The sequence below is a fragment of the Pararhodobacter zhoushanensis genome, from assembly GCF_025949695.1.
GTDB lineage: Bacteria > Pseudomonadota > Alphaproteobacteria > Rhodobacterales > Rhodobacteraceae > Pararhodobacter > Pararhodobacter zhoushanensis_A.
Genome location: NZ_JAPDFL010000001.1, coordinates 2,335,563 through 2,350,675, shown reverse-complemented (window position 1 = coordinate 2,350,675; position 15,113 = coordinate 2,335,563). Strand labels below are relative to the sequence as shown.

The window sequence follows — 15,113 nt, the reverse complement described above, 5'->3', positions numbered from 1 at the left end:
TCATTCGCTGGCCCGTTCTTCGATGACGACCCCAGGGGCCGGATGTGTTTCGTCCCAGGCCGCGAGCAGCGCGGCCAGCGCCGGAGCATCGCTTTCGGGATCGGCCGCGCAGGTCGCCTCGGTCAGGCGCAGTTCGCTGCCGTCTTCGGTGACGCTGGCCATATCGCTATCGACCAGCACCGCGACGATGTCGCGGGTCTCAATCGGCGTGAAACCCAGCGGCGGCAGCGCGTCCTGAGCGGCGTCTTCGGTCAGCACGCAGTCAAGCCCGCGCAGGGTCGCGATCAGTTCGGCACCGCGCGCGGGCTCGAACTCGGGGCGCCAGACTTCGATGCTGGTTTCTTGCGCGGCGAACGCCTGCGTGATCATCGCCAGCGCCGCATCGTCGCCCGCGTTGCACAGGATCGGTTGCAGGCTCAGCACCGACATATCCGCCGAAATCGACACCAGACCGGCACCGTAAAGCGTATCGACAAAAGCCTGCACTTCGACCGCGTCCAGACCCAGCGGACCCAAAGCTGCCTCGGCCTGATCGCTGGCCATGGCACACTCATTGGCACGAATGGCATCCACCATCAGCGCCGCCCGTTCGGGCGTGAAGGCCAGCGCAGGCGCTGCCAGCAGAGACAGGATCAGGGTCGGAGCCGCGATCTTCACCGATCAACCTCACCGAACACGATATCCATGGTGCCGATGATCGCGGCAACGTCAGCCAGCAGATGCCCCGACGCCACGTGGTCCATCGACTGCAGATGCAGGAAACCCGGTGCGCGCAGCTTGGCGCGGTAGGGTTTGTTGGTGCCATCGGCGACCAGATAGACGCCGAACTCACCCTTGGGAGCCTCAACAGCGGCGTACACTTCCCCGGCGGGGACGTGGAACCCTTCGGTGTAAAGTTTGAAGTGATGGATCAGCGATTCCATCGAGGTCTTCATATCGCCACGCGACGGCGGGGTGATCTTGCCACGCGCCAGAACCTCGCCCTGCCCTTCGGGCGCGCGCAGTTTGGCGATGGCCTGACGGATGATCGACACCGACTGGCGCATCTCTTCCATGCGGACCAGGTAGCGATCATAGCAGTCGCCGTTCTTGCCGATGGGGATCTGGAAATCGAACTCGTCGTAGCATTCATAGGGCTGCGAGCGCCGCAGATCCCAGGCCAGACCCGAACCGCGCACCATCACACCGGAATAGCCCCAGGCTTGGATCTCTTCTTCGGTGATCACGCCGATATCGGCGTTGCGCTGTTTGAAGATGCGGTTCTCTGTCAGCAGGCCGTCAATGTCGGCCAGAACGGCCGGGAAGGCCTCGGCCCAGGCTTCGATATCGTCGATCAGCGCGGGCGGCAGATCCTGATGGACGCCGCCGGGACGGAAATAGGCCGCGTGGAACCGCGCACCCGAGGCACGCTCGTAGAAGATGCAGAGCTTCTCACGCTCGACAAAACCCCACAGCGGCGGGGTCAGCGCGCCGACGTCCATCGCTTGCGTGGTGACGTTGAGCAGGTGGTTCAGAACCCGACCGATTTCGGAATACAACACGCGGATCAGCGAGGCGCGGCGCGGCACCACGGTACCGGTGAGCCGTTCGATCGCCAGACACCAGGCGTGTTCCTGGTTCATCGGCGCGACATAGTCGAGCCGGTCGAAATAGGGCAGGTTCTGCAGATAGGTGCGGCTTTCCATCAGCTTTTCGGTGCCGCGATGCAGCAGGCCGATATGCGGGTCGCACCGCTCGACGATCTCACCGTCCAGCTCCAGCACCAGACGCAGCACGCCATGTGCTGCCGGGTGCTGAGGCCCGAAGTTGATGTTGAAGTTGCGGATCTTCTGTTCGCCCGTCTGGGCGTCCGTAAAGCCTTTGGATCCGTCCATCATCGCTGCAACCTCCGTCGCATAATCAACATCCCCGTCACGCTGCCACCGGCCCACGCGCGAAACGCTCGTGCCAGGCCGCTGGAACCGCATCACCGAGAGCCGCGCATACGGCCTCGTACTGGGGGCGGAAAAATTCTGTTGCGCGCTCGATCTGATCGGGGCGCAGGGTGGCACTGACGCCTTCCAGACGGGGAGACGTATCCGTCAGAGGCATCGGCGAAAGACCCAGAAACGCGCAGATCCGATCCAGCGTGGCCTGGGTAAAGAGATCTTCAAAGAACACAACCAGCCGCCGGTGCGCCGGGACATGCCGCTGGAGGCGATCCAGCGTGGTCGCATAATCGCCGCGTGCCACCATCGCCTCAAGCCGCCGCTCGCCGCTGGCCGAGAGGGCCTCATCGGCAATCTCGCGCGCAGCGATCTCGACCGGGTCAGCCGCGTCGCCGGTAAGTTTGGCCATCATGCGGACACCGGACCAGAACCGCGCGACCGGCTCACGCAGAATAAACAAAAAGCGCGTGGCCCCCAGACTGGCAGCACGGGCGAAACCCGCGTCATCGAGCATCCCATAGGCGGGCGTTATATCCAGAGCGACCGACCCGGGCGCAAGCCCTTCGGTCATCAGATCGATGTAGCCTTGATCATTGCCGCCCGGCTTTTCAACCAGATCGACCAGCCGCGACACCTTGGCCAACGCGCCTGCGGCATCGCCGCGCGCACTCAACGCCTTCAGGCGCTTGAACATCAGCACATAGCCAGCCCGCGTCAGGTTGGTAACCGTGTCGAAATAATGCACTTCCTTGATCGGAAAGGCACGGCAGTTCGGATGGCTGCTGAGCGTCTCATGCAGCCAGGTCGTTCCCGATTTCTGCGCGCCAATACCCAGCAGGAGCGAAACTCCTGTTGGCCAGCGCAGCATGTTCGGGGCGGACGCGTCCATCACTTGGCCCTTTCGTCGCCCGGCAGAATGTACTTCGCGCCTTCCCAGGGCGACATGAAGTCGAACTGACGGTAGTCCTGAACCAGTTTGACAGGCTCATAGACGACGCGCTTGGCGGCTTCGTCGTAACGAACCTCAACGTAGCCGGTGGTCGGGAAATCCTTGCGCAGCGGGTGACCGCGGAAACCGTAGTCGGTCAGGATGCGCCGCAGGTCGGGATGGCCCGAGAACAGGATGCCGAACATGTCGAACACTTCGCGTTCGAACCAGTTGGCCGAGGGGTGCTCAAGCACGATCGACGGCACCATCTCATCGTCGCGCACCTGCGCGCGCAGGCGGATGCGCTGGTTCCGGTACATCGACAGGAAATGGTAGACCACGTCGAACCGCGCCCGGCGGGCGGGGTAATCAACGGCGGTGATGTCGACCAGCGACGAGAACTTGCAGGTGACGTCGGTTTTCAGGAACCGCACCAGCGCGGGCAGCGCCGCCGCGGTGACGGTCAGGGTCAGCTCGCCAAAAGCCACCTCGGAACCGATAACCGCGTCAGCCTGCTTGCTGGCGATATACTCGCCCAGCTCTAGCAGCGCCTGGTCTTGAGCGTCGGACATCTTGGGGTCTCCCTCAGCGGATCAAGGTGCCGGTGCGGCGGATTTTCCGCTGCAACTGCAGGATGCCGTAGAGCAGGGCTTCGGCGGTCGGCGGGCAGCCGGGGACGTAGATATCCACGGGCACGATACGGTCACAGCCGCGCACCACCGAGTACGAATAGTGATAATAGCCGCCGCCATTGGCGCACGACCCCATCGAGATGACGTAGCGCGGCTCGGGCATCTGGTCATAGACCTTGCGCAGCGCCGGGGCCATCTTGTTGGTCAGCGTGCCCGCCACGATCATCAGGTCGGACTGACGCGGGCTGGCACGCGGGGCGGTGCCGAAACGCTCAAGATCGTAGCGCGGCATCGAGGTGTGCATCATCTCGACGGCGCAGCAGGCCAGACCGAAGGTCATCCAGTGCAGCGAGCCGTTGCGCGCCCAGTTGATGATATCGGCGGTGGTGGTCAGCAGGAAACCCTTGTCCTGCAGCTCGGCGTTCAGCGCCTGGGTGGCAACCTCACGGTCGGCACCGGCGGTGTTGGCTCCGGTCATCACTCCCATTCGAGAGCTCCCTTCTTCCACTCATAGGCAAAGCCGATGGTCAGCACGCCCAGGAACACCATCATCGACCAGAAGGCGACCATGCTCATATCCGCAAAGGCGACGGCCCAGGGGAACAGGAACGCGATTTCGAGGTCAAAAATGATGAACAAGATCGACACGAGGTAGAACCGCACGTCGAATTTCATCCGCGCATCGTCAAACGCGTTAAAGCCGCACTCATAAGCCGACACTTTTTCAGGGTCGGGATTGCGTACGGCGATCACCATGGCCGAGAGCATCAGAATGAGGCCCAGTCCGATGGAAATCACGAGAAAGATGACGATGGGGAGATAATCTCGGAGAAGGTCGTCCAAGGGTGGCTCCTTTGGCGCACGGTGCCCCGGGCGCTGCTCAAGTTGGCTCATGGCCCGTTTACTCCCGCCCGCCGCGCGGGTCAACCGAGGGCACCGGTGAACGGGCGTCTGTTTTCAAGGTTTTCTACGCCTGTCTGCAAACGGTTAAGAATTTTTTTGTCCGGCTTCGCTGCTGTGCGGCAATCTCAGGCATCGCAGGGCTGGCAGGACGACTCATACCGGGGGTGTCCCCAGGAGCAGGGCCGCGGTGCCGGGGGCATCGAGCCCCCGGCACCACGGCGCGTGTTCCACGCGCAGGGGGCCAGCCCCTCGGCCTGACGGCCTCACCCCCGGCGTATTTGCGGCAAGGTGAGAGGCAGGTCGGGCGCTGGATCGAAAGGAGGTGAGGAATTGCAGGAGGTTGGCCATACGGGGGAACGGCGTTTTCCGATGGCCGACGCCATGCACGGCGGCGGGACATGGAGAGGCTGCCACGCCCCCTCCTGCCCGCGCGGGCACGCCGCCACGCCGCGGGCACACAGATGCGGCGGCGCAGCGAAGGTTGTGAGCAATTTGACCTAGATTTCCGGGGTTCTACGCCCCCCAAGCGCCGCTCACCCCGCCCAAGGCGCCTTGCGTTTGGCAAAGAACGCATCGATGCCCTGCCCGGCCTCATCGCTTTCCCACCGCGCGACCAGCGCACCGATCGAGTGGTCAATGTCGGCTTGCGTGATCGCCCCGCCCAGCCGCAGTGCCAGGGCTTTGGCTTCGGCCACGGCGCCGGGGGCGCAGGTGAGATAGGGCGCGACCTCGGCCTCGACCGCCGCGTCCAGATCGTCGGGCGCAACCGCGCGGGCCAGCAGACCCAGCGTCACCGCCTCGTCGGCACCAAAGAGGCGGGCGGACATGAACACCCGCCGCGCCATGGCTTCACCCATGCGCGCCAGCACATAGGGGCCAATCGTCGCCGGGATCAGCCCGAGCCGCGTCTCGGTCAGGCCAAAGCGCCCGGTGTTCACGCCGATCGCCACATCGCAGACCGCCATCATGCCGATGCCACCGCCATATGCCGGGCCCTGAATGCGCCCGATCAGCGGCTTGGGCAGCGTGTTCAGCGCGCCGAGCATCCCTGCGAGCCGTGCCGCACCCGCCGCGCGCTCGGCGCTGGAGGCCGCCATCTGATCTTTCATCCAGCCCAGATCGCCCCCGGCGCAAAAGCTGGCCCCTGCCCCGGTCAGCACCACGACCCTCACGGCGTCATCGGCGGTCAGCTGCGCCGCCGCCTGCGCCAGCTCGTCGATCATCGGTGCGGACATCGCGTTGTGCTTGTCGGGGCGGTTCAGGGTCAGCGTGGCGACGCCGCGGGGATCCGTGCCGAGAGAGATGGTGTCGAAACTCATTGCGCGGCCCTCATGCTGCGGGCCAGTTCGGCGGCACTGAGGATCAGCGCGCGGTCGAGGCCGGTGGAAAATCCCAAGGAATGCAACCGGTCGAGCGCGGCTTCGGTCGCGACATTCCCCTGCGCGCCGGGCGCATAAGGGCAGCCGCCCAACCCGCCCACGGCAGCGTCGAAGACGCGCAGCCCGTACCCGAGGCTGGCTTCGATGTTGTCGCAGGCCCTCCCGCCGGTGTCGTGGTAATGGCCCGCCAGTTGTGCGCCGGGGACAACGCCAGTGACCGCAGTCAACATTGTGCTCAATGTCTCGGGCGTTGCCTTGCCGATGGTATCGCCCAGACTGACCTCATAGCAGCCAAGCCCGATAAGCCGCTCGGCCAGAGTGGCCACGGCACCCGGCGGGGTCGGGCCGTCGAAGGGGCAATCGGTGACGCAAGAGATATAGCCGCGCACCGGGATGCCATCGGCCTTCGCGGCTTCAAGGATGGGCAGGAACCGCGCGATGGATTCGGCAATGGTGCAGTTGAGGTTGGCTTTCGAGAAACCCTCGGAGGCCGACGCAAACACCGCGATCTCATCGGCGCGCGCCGCCTTCGCGCCCTCATAGCCGCGCAAGTTTGGCGTGAGCGCGGCGTAGGAGATGCCGGCCGCGCGGGTGATGCCCGCCAGCACTTCGGCGCTGTCGGCCATCTGCGGCACCCATTTGGGCGAGACGAAACTGGCGACCTCGATCCGGCGGAACCCGGCGCGGCTGAGCAGATCGACCAGCGCGATCTTTTCCGCCGTCGGGATCAGGCGCTTTTCGTTCTGCAACCCGTCGCGCGGGCCGACCTCGAAGATCTCGACCGTCTCAGTCACCGTAATACTCCTTGAGATAGAGCTCTGCCGTGCCATCCGCTGCCTCGGCCGCGCGAAACGCCGGGCGCGCCTTGAGCCGGGCAAGCCAGTCCTGCAGGCGCGCCAAGCCGTCAAGCCGGACGAAACGCGCGCCGATCATCGCCGAGGAACCCACCATGATATCCGCCGCCGAGAAGCCATCGAGCAGGTAATCGCCATCAAGGGCGGTCTCGACGCCCTCCAGCACCCGGCGCAGGCGCAGAGCTTCAAGCTTTTGCACAACGGGGCTGCGGTCGGCGGGACGCAGGGCGATGTGGTGGAAGGTCAGTTGGGCCAGATGCTGCGCAATGGTCTCGCCGTAATGCAGCCATTCCAGATACGTGCCGCGCTCAACCGTGCCGGGTGCGCGGCCCAGAGCGGGTGCGCGGGTCTCGCACAGGGACTCCAGAATCGCGCCGGACTCGAAAAGCACAGCCTGATCCACCTCAACCACCGGAACACGGCCCGCGGGCGACAACGCCAGAAAGGCCGGGTCGCGCAGCGCCTTGCCGGCGAAGCTGTGATAGCGGACCTCGTGGTCCAGACCGGCCTCATGCAAAAACCACAGAATGCGGAAACTGCGCGATTGAGGCACGTGGTGCAGGGTGATCATGCGGGCTCTCCTCCCGCCGCCAGTTGACCCAGCGCGGGCGGCTGGCGCAAGGGTGACGTTACGAAGAGCGCGCCTGCGTCGCAAACGGAAAACGGGCGGTGACTGCCGTCACCGCCCGCTCTCAATCGTCATCGCGAACGGATCAGAGACCCAGCAGTCCGCGCACCTGGGTCAGCGCAGCGCCGAGCAGTTCGGGGTTATCGCGCGCGCCTTCCAGCGCCCGACGGGCGGTCGCCTTGCGCAGCGCGCTCATGTCGGAGGCGTCGATCGCGGCGACGGCCTGATCAAAGTCGAAACCTTCCGCGGTAAAGAGCGTCTCGAGCGACGGCGCTGCATCTGCCTCGACAGCGGCCTCGGCTTCGACCGACGCAGCGGGCGCGGCAGCGGCTTCAGGCGCGGCAGCCGGGGCAACGGGGCCTGCGGCTTGCGACTCTGCAGCGGGTGCCGGGGCGGTTTCAGCGGCGGGTGCGACGTCCTGCGCCGGGGCAGCGGCTTGGGGAGCGGCGGCTTCGGGTTCAGCAGCAGGAGCAGCCTCGGTCACTGGCGCAGTCTCGGCGACTGGCGCGGTCTCGGCGACTGGCGCTGCTTCGACGGCGGGTGCATCGGCAGCCGGTGCGGTCTCGGTCACCGAATCGCGCAGGCGCTCGGCAGCCTGACTGACAGCATCGCCGACGGCGTCGCTGGCTTCCTGGCCGATGCCGGTGGCGTTCTGCACGGCGTCCGACACGGCATCGCTGACCGCATCGGTTGCCGCATCCACGGCTTCGGTCGCGGTTTCGGTCGCATCGGCGCCGGTCTCGGCTGCTTCTTCCATTGCGTCCTGAACAGCCTGCGTTGCCGTCTCGAGCGCGGTTGGCGCTTCGGCCTCGGCCGGCGGCGGTGCGACAGGCTCAACCGGTGCGACGGGCGCAGCGGCGGGCTCGGGCGCGGGTTGCGGCATCGGCCGCTCACGCGAAACCCAGATACCCAGTCCGGCCGCCAGAACGATCGCGGCAACGATCAGGAGCTTTTTCATGACTAATCCTCAAAAACGCACTTCACTGATGATGTGGCATTGCCGTGCCACAAACGCAATCCCGACGGGCAGATTTCTGCCACGTTTGCAGGACCAATCACGCGCGCCGCCTCTTGCAACTGAGCCTCTGCAGGGCTATTTTGCGGCCCGATAGATCATAGAAGGAATTCAACCATAGCCCGCAGACCCCACAATGCCCCGCCCAGCCGCGACACCGGACCCCGCGTCAATGACCGGATCCGCGCGCCTGAGATCCGCCTGATTGGTGCGGAAGGCGAAAACGTCGGGGTGGTGACGCCCGCACGGGCGATGCAGATGGCCCAGGAACTGGGTCTGGATCTGGTTGAGATATCGCCGAACGCGGCGCCGCCGGTTTGCAAGATCATGGATTTCGGCAAGTTCAAGTATGAACAGCAAAAGCGTGAGGCCGAAGCACGCAAGAAACAGAAGATCATCGAGATCAAGGAAATCAAATTCCGTCCGGGCACCGATACGCATGACTACGACGTCAAGATGCGCTCGGTTGAGAAGTTCCTGGGCGAAGGCGACAAGGTCAAGGTGACGCTGCGCTTCCGCGGTCGCGAAATGGCGCACCAGCAGCTGGGCATGGAATTGCTCAACCGGGTTGCGGCGGATGTGAACGAGATCGGCAAGATCGAGAACTTCCCGCGGCTGGAAGGCCGTCAGATGGTGATGATGATCGCCCCGCGCTGATCAGCTCTTTTGCCAAGCATTTGAAAACGCCGCCCCTTTCTTGTGGGCGGCGTTTTCAGTTCAACGCTCAGCCGCCTTCGGGTGCATTCAGCGGCACAGGCGAAACCCCGGGGATCTGCGGGCGATAGCGCAGATCATCGCTCGACAGCGCATTGCCCAGACATTCGGAGCGCTCGCTCACCCGCGCCAGCAACATGCGCCGTCCGCGCATCGGCGTTCCCAGCATGATCCGGCGCAACACCGACGCGTGCCCGCGTGCGCTGTCGACAAAGCGCGTCTGGTCGACGAGCGCAGCCGCCGGTGTGCCCAGCGTCATCAGCGCATCATGGCTGCCCAAGGCTGCGTAGGCCGCGCTGACGCAGCTGCCGACCGACGGGGCGCAGATGCTGCGGCACAGCGACGACAAGGGGGCCGCCGCGTCGCTGGTTTCCAGCCAGTGTTGCAACACCCCTTCGCCCAGCGTCTCGCCCATCATCAGCCATTGCGGATGGTCGGCGGGCACGAAAGACGCCACCTCGGCCTTCCGCGCAGCGCTGGCTCGACGCCAGAGCAGATAGAGCATGTCCTGCGGCACGCTTTGCGGATCAAGCTGCGCCAGATCGGGATGACCGCGCGCCGACAGCACCATCAGTGCCTCGCGCGCGGCGCGGCTTTCGCCCAGGTCTTCGAATCGCAGGACCACGTCGGGACCGCTGCGCACGTTCAGCATGGCAACCCAGGCGTCGGCCAGAGGGATCCCCGACGTTGCACGCAGCCAGCTTTGCCCCGACATGCCGCCGGGCAGGCGCAGCAGGCTGATACGCTGGTGGCGCGGCATCTGGGCCAGAAACGGCCCTTGCAGCGCCGGGGATTTGTCGATCACCCCCAGCAGAAGGCGCGCAGCCGTGTTGCCCTCGACCGCCAGACGCGAAAAAGCCGGCAGGGCGCTGGCCTCGTCATCGGCGAGCCACGCGTCAAGCGCTTGGGTAAAGACGGCATCGGTTGCCCCGTCGAGCGGCGGCGGGGTCGTCGCAGGGACGGCCTGCGCCGCCAGAACCAGCCCCAGCACTGCGGCAAAACGCGGTGCGGTACGGCGCAAAAAGCGAGTGAGGAAGCGGCAATCGGTCAAATGCAAACCTGGTGAAAGACGGCGGAAAGACACAGGAATCACCGGACCCAATGGCCGGCCCCTGCCCGGATCACGAACAATGCAGTGCCGACATCGGCACTGTGCGAACTGCACGCGGATTGTGCAATCGAATTATGCCCCGAAGCCCGCTCTGTGGTGTCATTTGCGCAAAACGGGCACCCACAGGGTGCCCGGGACTGCGCCTGGTTGATCCAAGGGCGCGGGGTCAGCCGCGCAGGCGGGTCACGACGTTGGACATCTCGGCGGCAGGCATATAGCCGCGCAGCAGCTCGCCGCCCGTGCCATCCCCCATAACGAAGGTCGGCGTGCCGCTGATCTGCAGACGTTGCGCCAGCGCGCGGTTCTCGTTGAGCACCTGATTGACCTCGGGGCTGTTCATCGCTGCCAGCGCAGGCTCGGCATCAAACCCGATATCCGCCGCGATCGAACGCAGATCGTCGGGCGTCACGCTGCCCTCCCACGCCATCAGCGCGTCATGCACGGCACCGTAGGCCTCATCCCCGGCAAGCTGTTGCACGGCGACGGCAAAACGGCTCATGATTTCCGAATCCGGCCCCAGAATCGGCAATTCCTTGATGATCAGGCGGATGTTGCCATCCGCTTCCAGCATGGACAGAACCTCAGGCTGCGCGCGGCGGCAAAAGCCGCAGCGGTAGTCCATGAACTCGACCAGCGTGATGTCGCCCTCAAGGTTGCCGGTGGCCCAGGAATGACCATCGTCAAAGATCGCCTCGGCGTTGATCTCGACCAGCGCCAGATCCATTTCGCCCTGCTGCGCCTGATTGCGGCGTTCGAATTCGGACACGGCCTCGAAGATCACTTCGGGGTTTTCCATCAGATAGGCGCGCACTTCCGCACGGAAAGCCGAGCGCTCGCTGTCGCTCATCTGCATCGCAGTCGATTGCGCCAGAACCGGCGAGGCAAAGGTCAGGGCGGCAAGAGTTGCGGCAATAAGCGGCTGACGGACCATGCGGAAAGGCTCCATTGTGCGAGGTTGCGGCACTTTGAGCGTCGGGGCAGTCAGGATCAAGCCCCCAATCGCAGGGCCGCGTTAAGCCTGACCCAATCGTGAAGCGCCCGCTGCCGCTCTCTCTCGGCAAGGGATTCCCCGGCGGGGCTTTCGCGGTAGGAACGGGAAAACGACAGGAGAGCGGGCATGGCGCAGGGTTGGCGACGATTGCGGGCGGGTTTTCTGGTGCCCGTGGCTTTCGTCTGGGCGCTGTGCATGGCGCTTGCCCTGCCCGCCCCGGCGCAAGACCTGGGCGGTTTGGCCCGTCTGGACGGGGCCGTGACGCTTGAGGCGGGCTGGCGCAGCCTGTCGCTGTCGATCCCGATGACGCAGGCCGTGCCGTGGCGCACCCGCCTGATGAGCGATCCGCCGCGCGCGATCGTCGATTTCCGCACGCTGGACTGGACCGGATTCGAGCCTGCGTCTGTGCCACTGCTCGGCGATGCCACGGCGCTGCGCGTCGGCAATGCGGGCGGCGGCTGGTCGCGGCTGGTGATCGAACTGAGCCGCCCGATGGGGTTTGCGCAGGCCGGTCTGGCCACCGATCAGGAAACCGGTGCGGCCGTCTTGTCGATTGCCCTGTCGCCGCTGTCCGACACCAGCTTTGCCGCGCAGGCCTCGGCTTTGGCCGCGACCGATGGCGAACCGGGTCCGAATGTTTTGCGCACGGCGACTGACCGGCTGGCGCTGGGCCAGCGCCCCACGCGCGTGGTGCTCGATCCGGGTCATGGCGGCGTCGACCCCGGCGCGATCCATGAGGGCGTGACCGAAGCCTCGATCACCCTGACCTTCGCACGCGAACTGGCCGAGGCCCTGCGCCGCACCGGGCGCTACGAGGTCGTGCTGACCCGTGACAACGACACCTTCATCTCGCTTGAAGGCCGCATCACGGTGGCGCATTCCACACAGGCCGATGTGTTCTTGTCCCTGCATGCCGATGCGCTCGAAGATGGTCAGGCCGTGGGTGCCACGCTCTACACGCTGGCCCAATCGGCCACCGATGCCGCCGGGGCCGCGCTGGCCGAGCGTCATGACCGCGACGACATGCTGGGCGGCGGGGTTGATCTGACCGGCACCGACGATGCCGTTGCGTCGGTTCTCATGGACCTTGCCCGCGCAGAAACCGGCCCGGCCACCGACCGTCTGGCCCGCGCGCTGGTCGGCGCGATCCGCGGGGCCGAGCTGCGCATGCACCGCCACCCGTGGCAGCAAGCGGCGTTTTCGGTGCTCAAATCCCCTTCCGTGCCCTCGGCATTGCTGGAGATCGGGTTTCTGTCGTCGGACCGCGACCGCGAGCGGCTGCGGGATCCTGCGTGGCGCACCAGCATGGAACAGGCTCTGGTCGGCGGGCTTGACGCCTGGGTCGAGGCCGAGGTTGCCCAACAGGCCTTGCGGTTGCGCTGACGGCATCACCTCTACGCGATTTCCTGCCCCTGTGGCGTCGGCAGGTTTTGACCCCTGACACTTGAGTGTATAGACGGGGCCAAAGACCTGATCCTACCCCTGCCGGAGCTGCCCGTGACCCGAGCCATTCTGTCCTTCTTCGGCGGCCTGTTCAGCTTTTTGCTGCTGAGCATGGTGTTTGGTGCCCTGACGGTGGGCGGGGTGATCTGGGTTTATACGCATGATCTGCCCTCGACCGAGCAGCTGGCCAATTATTCACCGCCGATGATCTCGCGCATTTACGCGGGCGAAGGCCAGATGATGGACGAATTCGCGCGCGAACGGCGTCTGTTCACCCCCATCGAAGACATCCCGCCGCTGCTGCGCGATGCGTTCATCTCGGCCGAGGATCGCAATTTCTATGAGCATTCCGGCTTTGACCCGCTGGCCATCGTCGCGGCGTTCCGCGATGCCGTGATCTCGCGCGGGCGCAATTTGCGCGGGGCATCGACGATTACCCAGCAGGTGATGAAGAACTTCCTGCTGTCTTCGGACCGCACGGGCGAACGCAAGATCCGCGAGATCATTCTGGCGTGGCGGGTCGAGCAATCGTTGAGCAAGGATGAGATCCTTGAGCTGTATCTCAACGAGATTTTCCTTGGCCAGAATTCATTCGGTGTGGCCGCTGCCGCGCAGACCTATTTCAACAAGACCCTTGAAGAGCTGTCGCTTGAGGAAATGGCCTTCCTCGCCTCGCTGCCGCAGGCGCCGTCCGAATACCACCCGGTCCGCGCCCGGGAGCGCGTAACGGCGCGGCGCAACTGGATCCTGGGGCAGATGGCCGAGAACGGCTTTATCACCGCCGACGAGGCCGAAGCCGCGCAAGCCCGCCCGCTGTTGTCGGTGCAGGGTGGCGACATCCCGTCCTTCCGCGAAAGCCTGCCCGAGCGCGATTATTTCTCGGACGAGATCCGTCGCCAGCTGTCGACCACCTTTGGCGAAGAGGAATTCTTTACCGGCGGCCTGACCATCCGCGCCACGGTGAACCCCGGCCTGCAGGTCACCGCCGCGCATGCCCTGCAGCGCGCGCTTGAAGACTACGACCGGGGCCAGGGCGAATGGCGCGGCACCGGCATCGCGCTGGACAGCGATGCGCTGGCGGATGAGGACAGCTGGCGCAGCGCGCTGGCGGAAACCCGTCTGGCCCGCGACATCACGCTGGACAACCCGTGGCACCCCGCCGTGGTGCTGGACGTCACCCCCGACCGCGCCCGCGTCGGCATCGAAGGCATTCCCGAGATCGGCCAGATCGACCGGCCGGACATTGACTGGTTGCCGGGGTCGATGGCCGACACGGTGAATGTTGGCGACGTGGTCTATGTGCGCGCCATCACTTCGGACGCCGACGGCAGCTTCCAGCGCTGGTCCTTGCGCCAGATCCCCGAGGTGCAGGGCGGCTTCATGGCGATGGACGTGAACACCGGCCGCGTGATCGCGATGCAGGGCGGGTTCAGCTATCAGGTCTCGGGCTTCAACCGCGCGACACAGGCGCTGCGGCAGCCCGGCTCGTCGTTCAAACCCTTTGTCTATGCCGCAGCGCTCGATTCAGGCTTTACCCCCGCGACCATCATCATCGACGCCCCCATCGAGATCGACACCGGCGAGGGGATCTGGCGGCCCAATAACGCCAACCACGACTTCCTGGGCCCGACGCCGATGCGCTCAGGCATCGAGCAATCGCGCAACCTGATGACCGTGCGGCTGGCGCAAGAGGTCGGCATGGATGTGGTCGCGGGCTATGCCGAACGGTTCGGCGTCTATGACAACCTGCAACCCTTCCTCGCCAACTCGCTGGGCGCGCAGGAAACCACGCTGTTCCGGGTTGTCGCCGCCTACGCCATGTTCGCCAATGGCGGCGAGCGCGTGGAACCGACGCTGGTGGACCGGGTGCAGGACCGCTGGGGCCGCACCGTCTATCGCCACGACCAGCGCCGTTGCGTCGAATGCGCCGAGCCGGATCTGCCCGCCGGTCAGGCCCCGTGGATCGCTTCGCAGCGTCAGCGGGTCATGGACCCGATCACCGCCTATCAGCTGACCTCGATGCTGCAGGGTGTCGTACAGCGCGGCACGGCCTCGGGCGCGATCCGCCTGCCGGTGCCGGTAGCGGGCAAAACCGGCACCACCAACGACGCGCGCGATGTGTGGTTTGTCGGCTATACCTCGACCATGGTGGCAGGCTGCTACATCGGTTTTGACCGGCCCCGGTCGCTGGGCCGTCGGGCCTCGGGCGGCGGGCTGTGCGCGCCGGTGTTTCAGGAATTCATGACACAGGCTATTCAGGAATACGGCGGCGGCCGCTTTGCCGTGCCGCCGGGCGGCCATTTCATCACCATCGACCGCCACACCGGCGAGCGGGTGCCTGACGGATCGGGCGGCGATGTGGTGGCCGAGTATTTCCGCGATGGCGAAGAGCCGGTCTTCGGCATCGACGCGCTGATCGACGGCGGTTTTGCCATGGGCATGTCGCTGCCGGTGTTTGAACCCGACGCGGTCAACGACCTGTTGGTGACCGAGGACGGCACCGAGATCCCGGCAGATCAGGGCGAGATCCCGGTGCCCGCGACCTCGGATTTCGGCACGCTCAGCGCCGGCGGGTTGTACTGAGGCG

At 65.5% G+C, this 15,113-nt stretch carries 15 protein-coding genes; 3 read left to right on the top strand and 12 right to left on the bottom strand.

Annotated features, from left to right (window positions below):
• The 10 genes from OKW52_RS11810 to OKW52_RS11765 all read right to left on the bottom strand — a co-directional run bounded on the left by OKW52_RS11810 (position 1) and on the right by OKW52_RS11765 (position 8,210).
• Positions 1-657, bottom strand: coding sequence for a hypothetical protein (locus OKW52_RS11810; protein WP_264505878.1), 657 nt, complete (start codon positions 655-657; stop codon positions 1-3).
• Entirely contained in the window at positions 654-1,874 is a 1,221-nt protein-coding gene (locus OKW52_RS11805) for an NADH-quinone oxidoreductase subunit D (protein WP_264507699.1), read from the bottom strand. Before OKW52_RS11805 ends, OKW52_RS11810 begins: the two co-directional genes overlap by 4 nt.
• A gap of 37 nt (positions 1,875-1,911) precedes the next feature.
• Positions 1,912-2,817: a sulfotransferase family protein gene (locus OKW52_RS11800; protein ID WP_264505877.1), complete on the bottom strand. Its 906-nt coding sequence runs from the start codon at positions 2,815-2,817 to the stop codon at positions 1,912-1,914.
• Complete coding sequence (locus tag OKW52_RS11795; RefSeq protein ID WP_264505876.1) at positions 2,817-3,428, bottom strand: NADH-quinone oxidoreductase subunit C; 612 nt, start codon at positions 3,426-3,428, stop codon at positions 2,817-2,819. Before OKW52_RS11795 ends, OKW52_RS11800 begins: the two co-directional genes overlap by 1 nt.
• Positions 3,429-3,441: 13 nt before the next feature.
• Positions 3,442-3,966: a NuoB/complex I 20 kDa subunit family protein gene (locus OKW52_RS11790; protein ID WP_127104073.1), complete on the bottom strand. Its 525-nt coding sequence runs from the start codon at positions 3,964-3,966 to the stop codon at positions 3,442-3,444.
• Positions 3,966-4,331 carry an NADH-quinone oxidoreductase subunit A gene (locus OKW52_RS11785; protein ID WP_127104074.1) on the bottom strand — a complete coding sequence of 122 codons (366 nt, stop codon included), beginning with the start codon at positions 4,329-4,331 and terminating at the stop codon, positions 3,966-3,968. Before OKW52_RS11785 ends, OKW52_RS11790 begins: the two co-directional genes overlap by 1 nt.
• 593 nt (positions 4,332-4,924) lie before the next feature.
• Positions 4,925-5,710 (bottom strand): crotonase/enoyl-CoA hydratase family protein, encoded by a 786-nt coding sequence (locus OKW52_RS11780; protein WP_264505875.1) that lies wholly within the window; start codon positions 5,708-5,710, stop codon positions 4,925-4,927.
• Complete coding sequence (locus OKW52_RS11775; protein ID WP_264505874.1) at positions 5,707-6,564, bottom strand: hydroxymethylglutaryl-CoA lyase; 858 nt, start codon at positions 6,562-6,564, stop codon at positions 5,707-5,709. Before OKW52_RS11775 ends, OKW52_RS11780 begins: the two co-directional genes overlap by 4 nt.
• On the bottom strand, positions 6,557-7,195 hold the full coding sequence (locus OKW52_RS11770; protein WP_264505873.1) for a glutathione S-transferase family protein: 639 nt from the start codon (positions 7,193-7,195) through the stop codon (positions 6,557-6,559). The genes OKW52_RS11775 and OKW52_RS11770 overlap by 8 nt, the downstream gene beginning before the upstream one ends.
• 142 nt (positions 7,196-7,337) lie before the next feature.
• On the bottom strand, positions 7,338-8,210 hold the full coding sequence (locus OKW52_RS11765; protein WP_264505872.1) for a hypothetical protein: 873 nt from the start codon (positions 8,208-8,210) through the stop codon (positions 7,338-7,340).
• 150 nt (positions 8,211-8,360) lie between these two features.
• Here OKW52_RS11765 and infC point away from each other — a divergent pair, with 150 nt between their 5' ends.
• Positions 8,361-8,924: a translation initiation factor IF-3 gene (gene infC, locus OKW52_RS11760; protein ID WP_319800499.1), complete on the top strand. Its 564-nt coding sequence runs from the start codon at positions 8,361-8,363 to the stop codon at positions 8,922-8,924.
• 67 nt (positions 8,925-8,991) lie between these two features.
• On the opposite strand, the gene OKW52_RS11755 is transcribed toward infC, so the two are convergent.
• Both OKW52_RS11755 and OKW52_RS11750 read right to left on the bottom strand, forming a co-directional pair.
• The gene (locus OKW52_RS11755; RefSeq protein ID WP_264505871.1) at positions 8,992-10,032 is read right to left on the bottom strand and encodes a hypothetical protein; all 1,041 of its coding nucleotides are present in this window, start codon (positions 10,030-10,032) and stop codon (positions 8,992-8,994) included.
• Positions 10,033-10,258: 226 nt separating this feature from the next.
• Entirely contained in the window at positions 10,259-11,023 is a 765-nt protein-coding gene (locus tag OKW52_RS11750; RefSeq protein WP_264505870.1) for a DsbA family protein, read from the bottom strand.
• Positions 11,024-11,209: 186 nt separating this feature from the next.
• Between OKW52_RS11750 and OKW52_RS11745 the strand changes: the two genes are divergently transcribed.
• On the top strand, positions 11,210-12,466 hold the full coding sequence (locus OKW52_RS11745) for an N-acetylmuramoyl-L-alanine amidase family protein (protein ID WP_264505869.1): 1,257 nt from the start codon (positions 11,210-11,212) through the stop codon (positions 12,464-12,466).
• Between the two features lie 114 nt (positions 12,467-12,580).
• Complete coding sequence (locus tag OKW52_RS11740; RefSeq protein WP_264505868.1) at positions 12,581-15,109, top strand: penicillin-binding protein 1A; 2,529 nt, start codon at positions 12,581-12,583, stop codon at positions 15,107-15,109.
• The last annotated feature ends 4 nt before the right edge of the window (positions 15,110-15,113 follow it).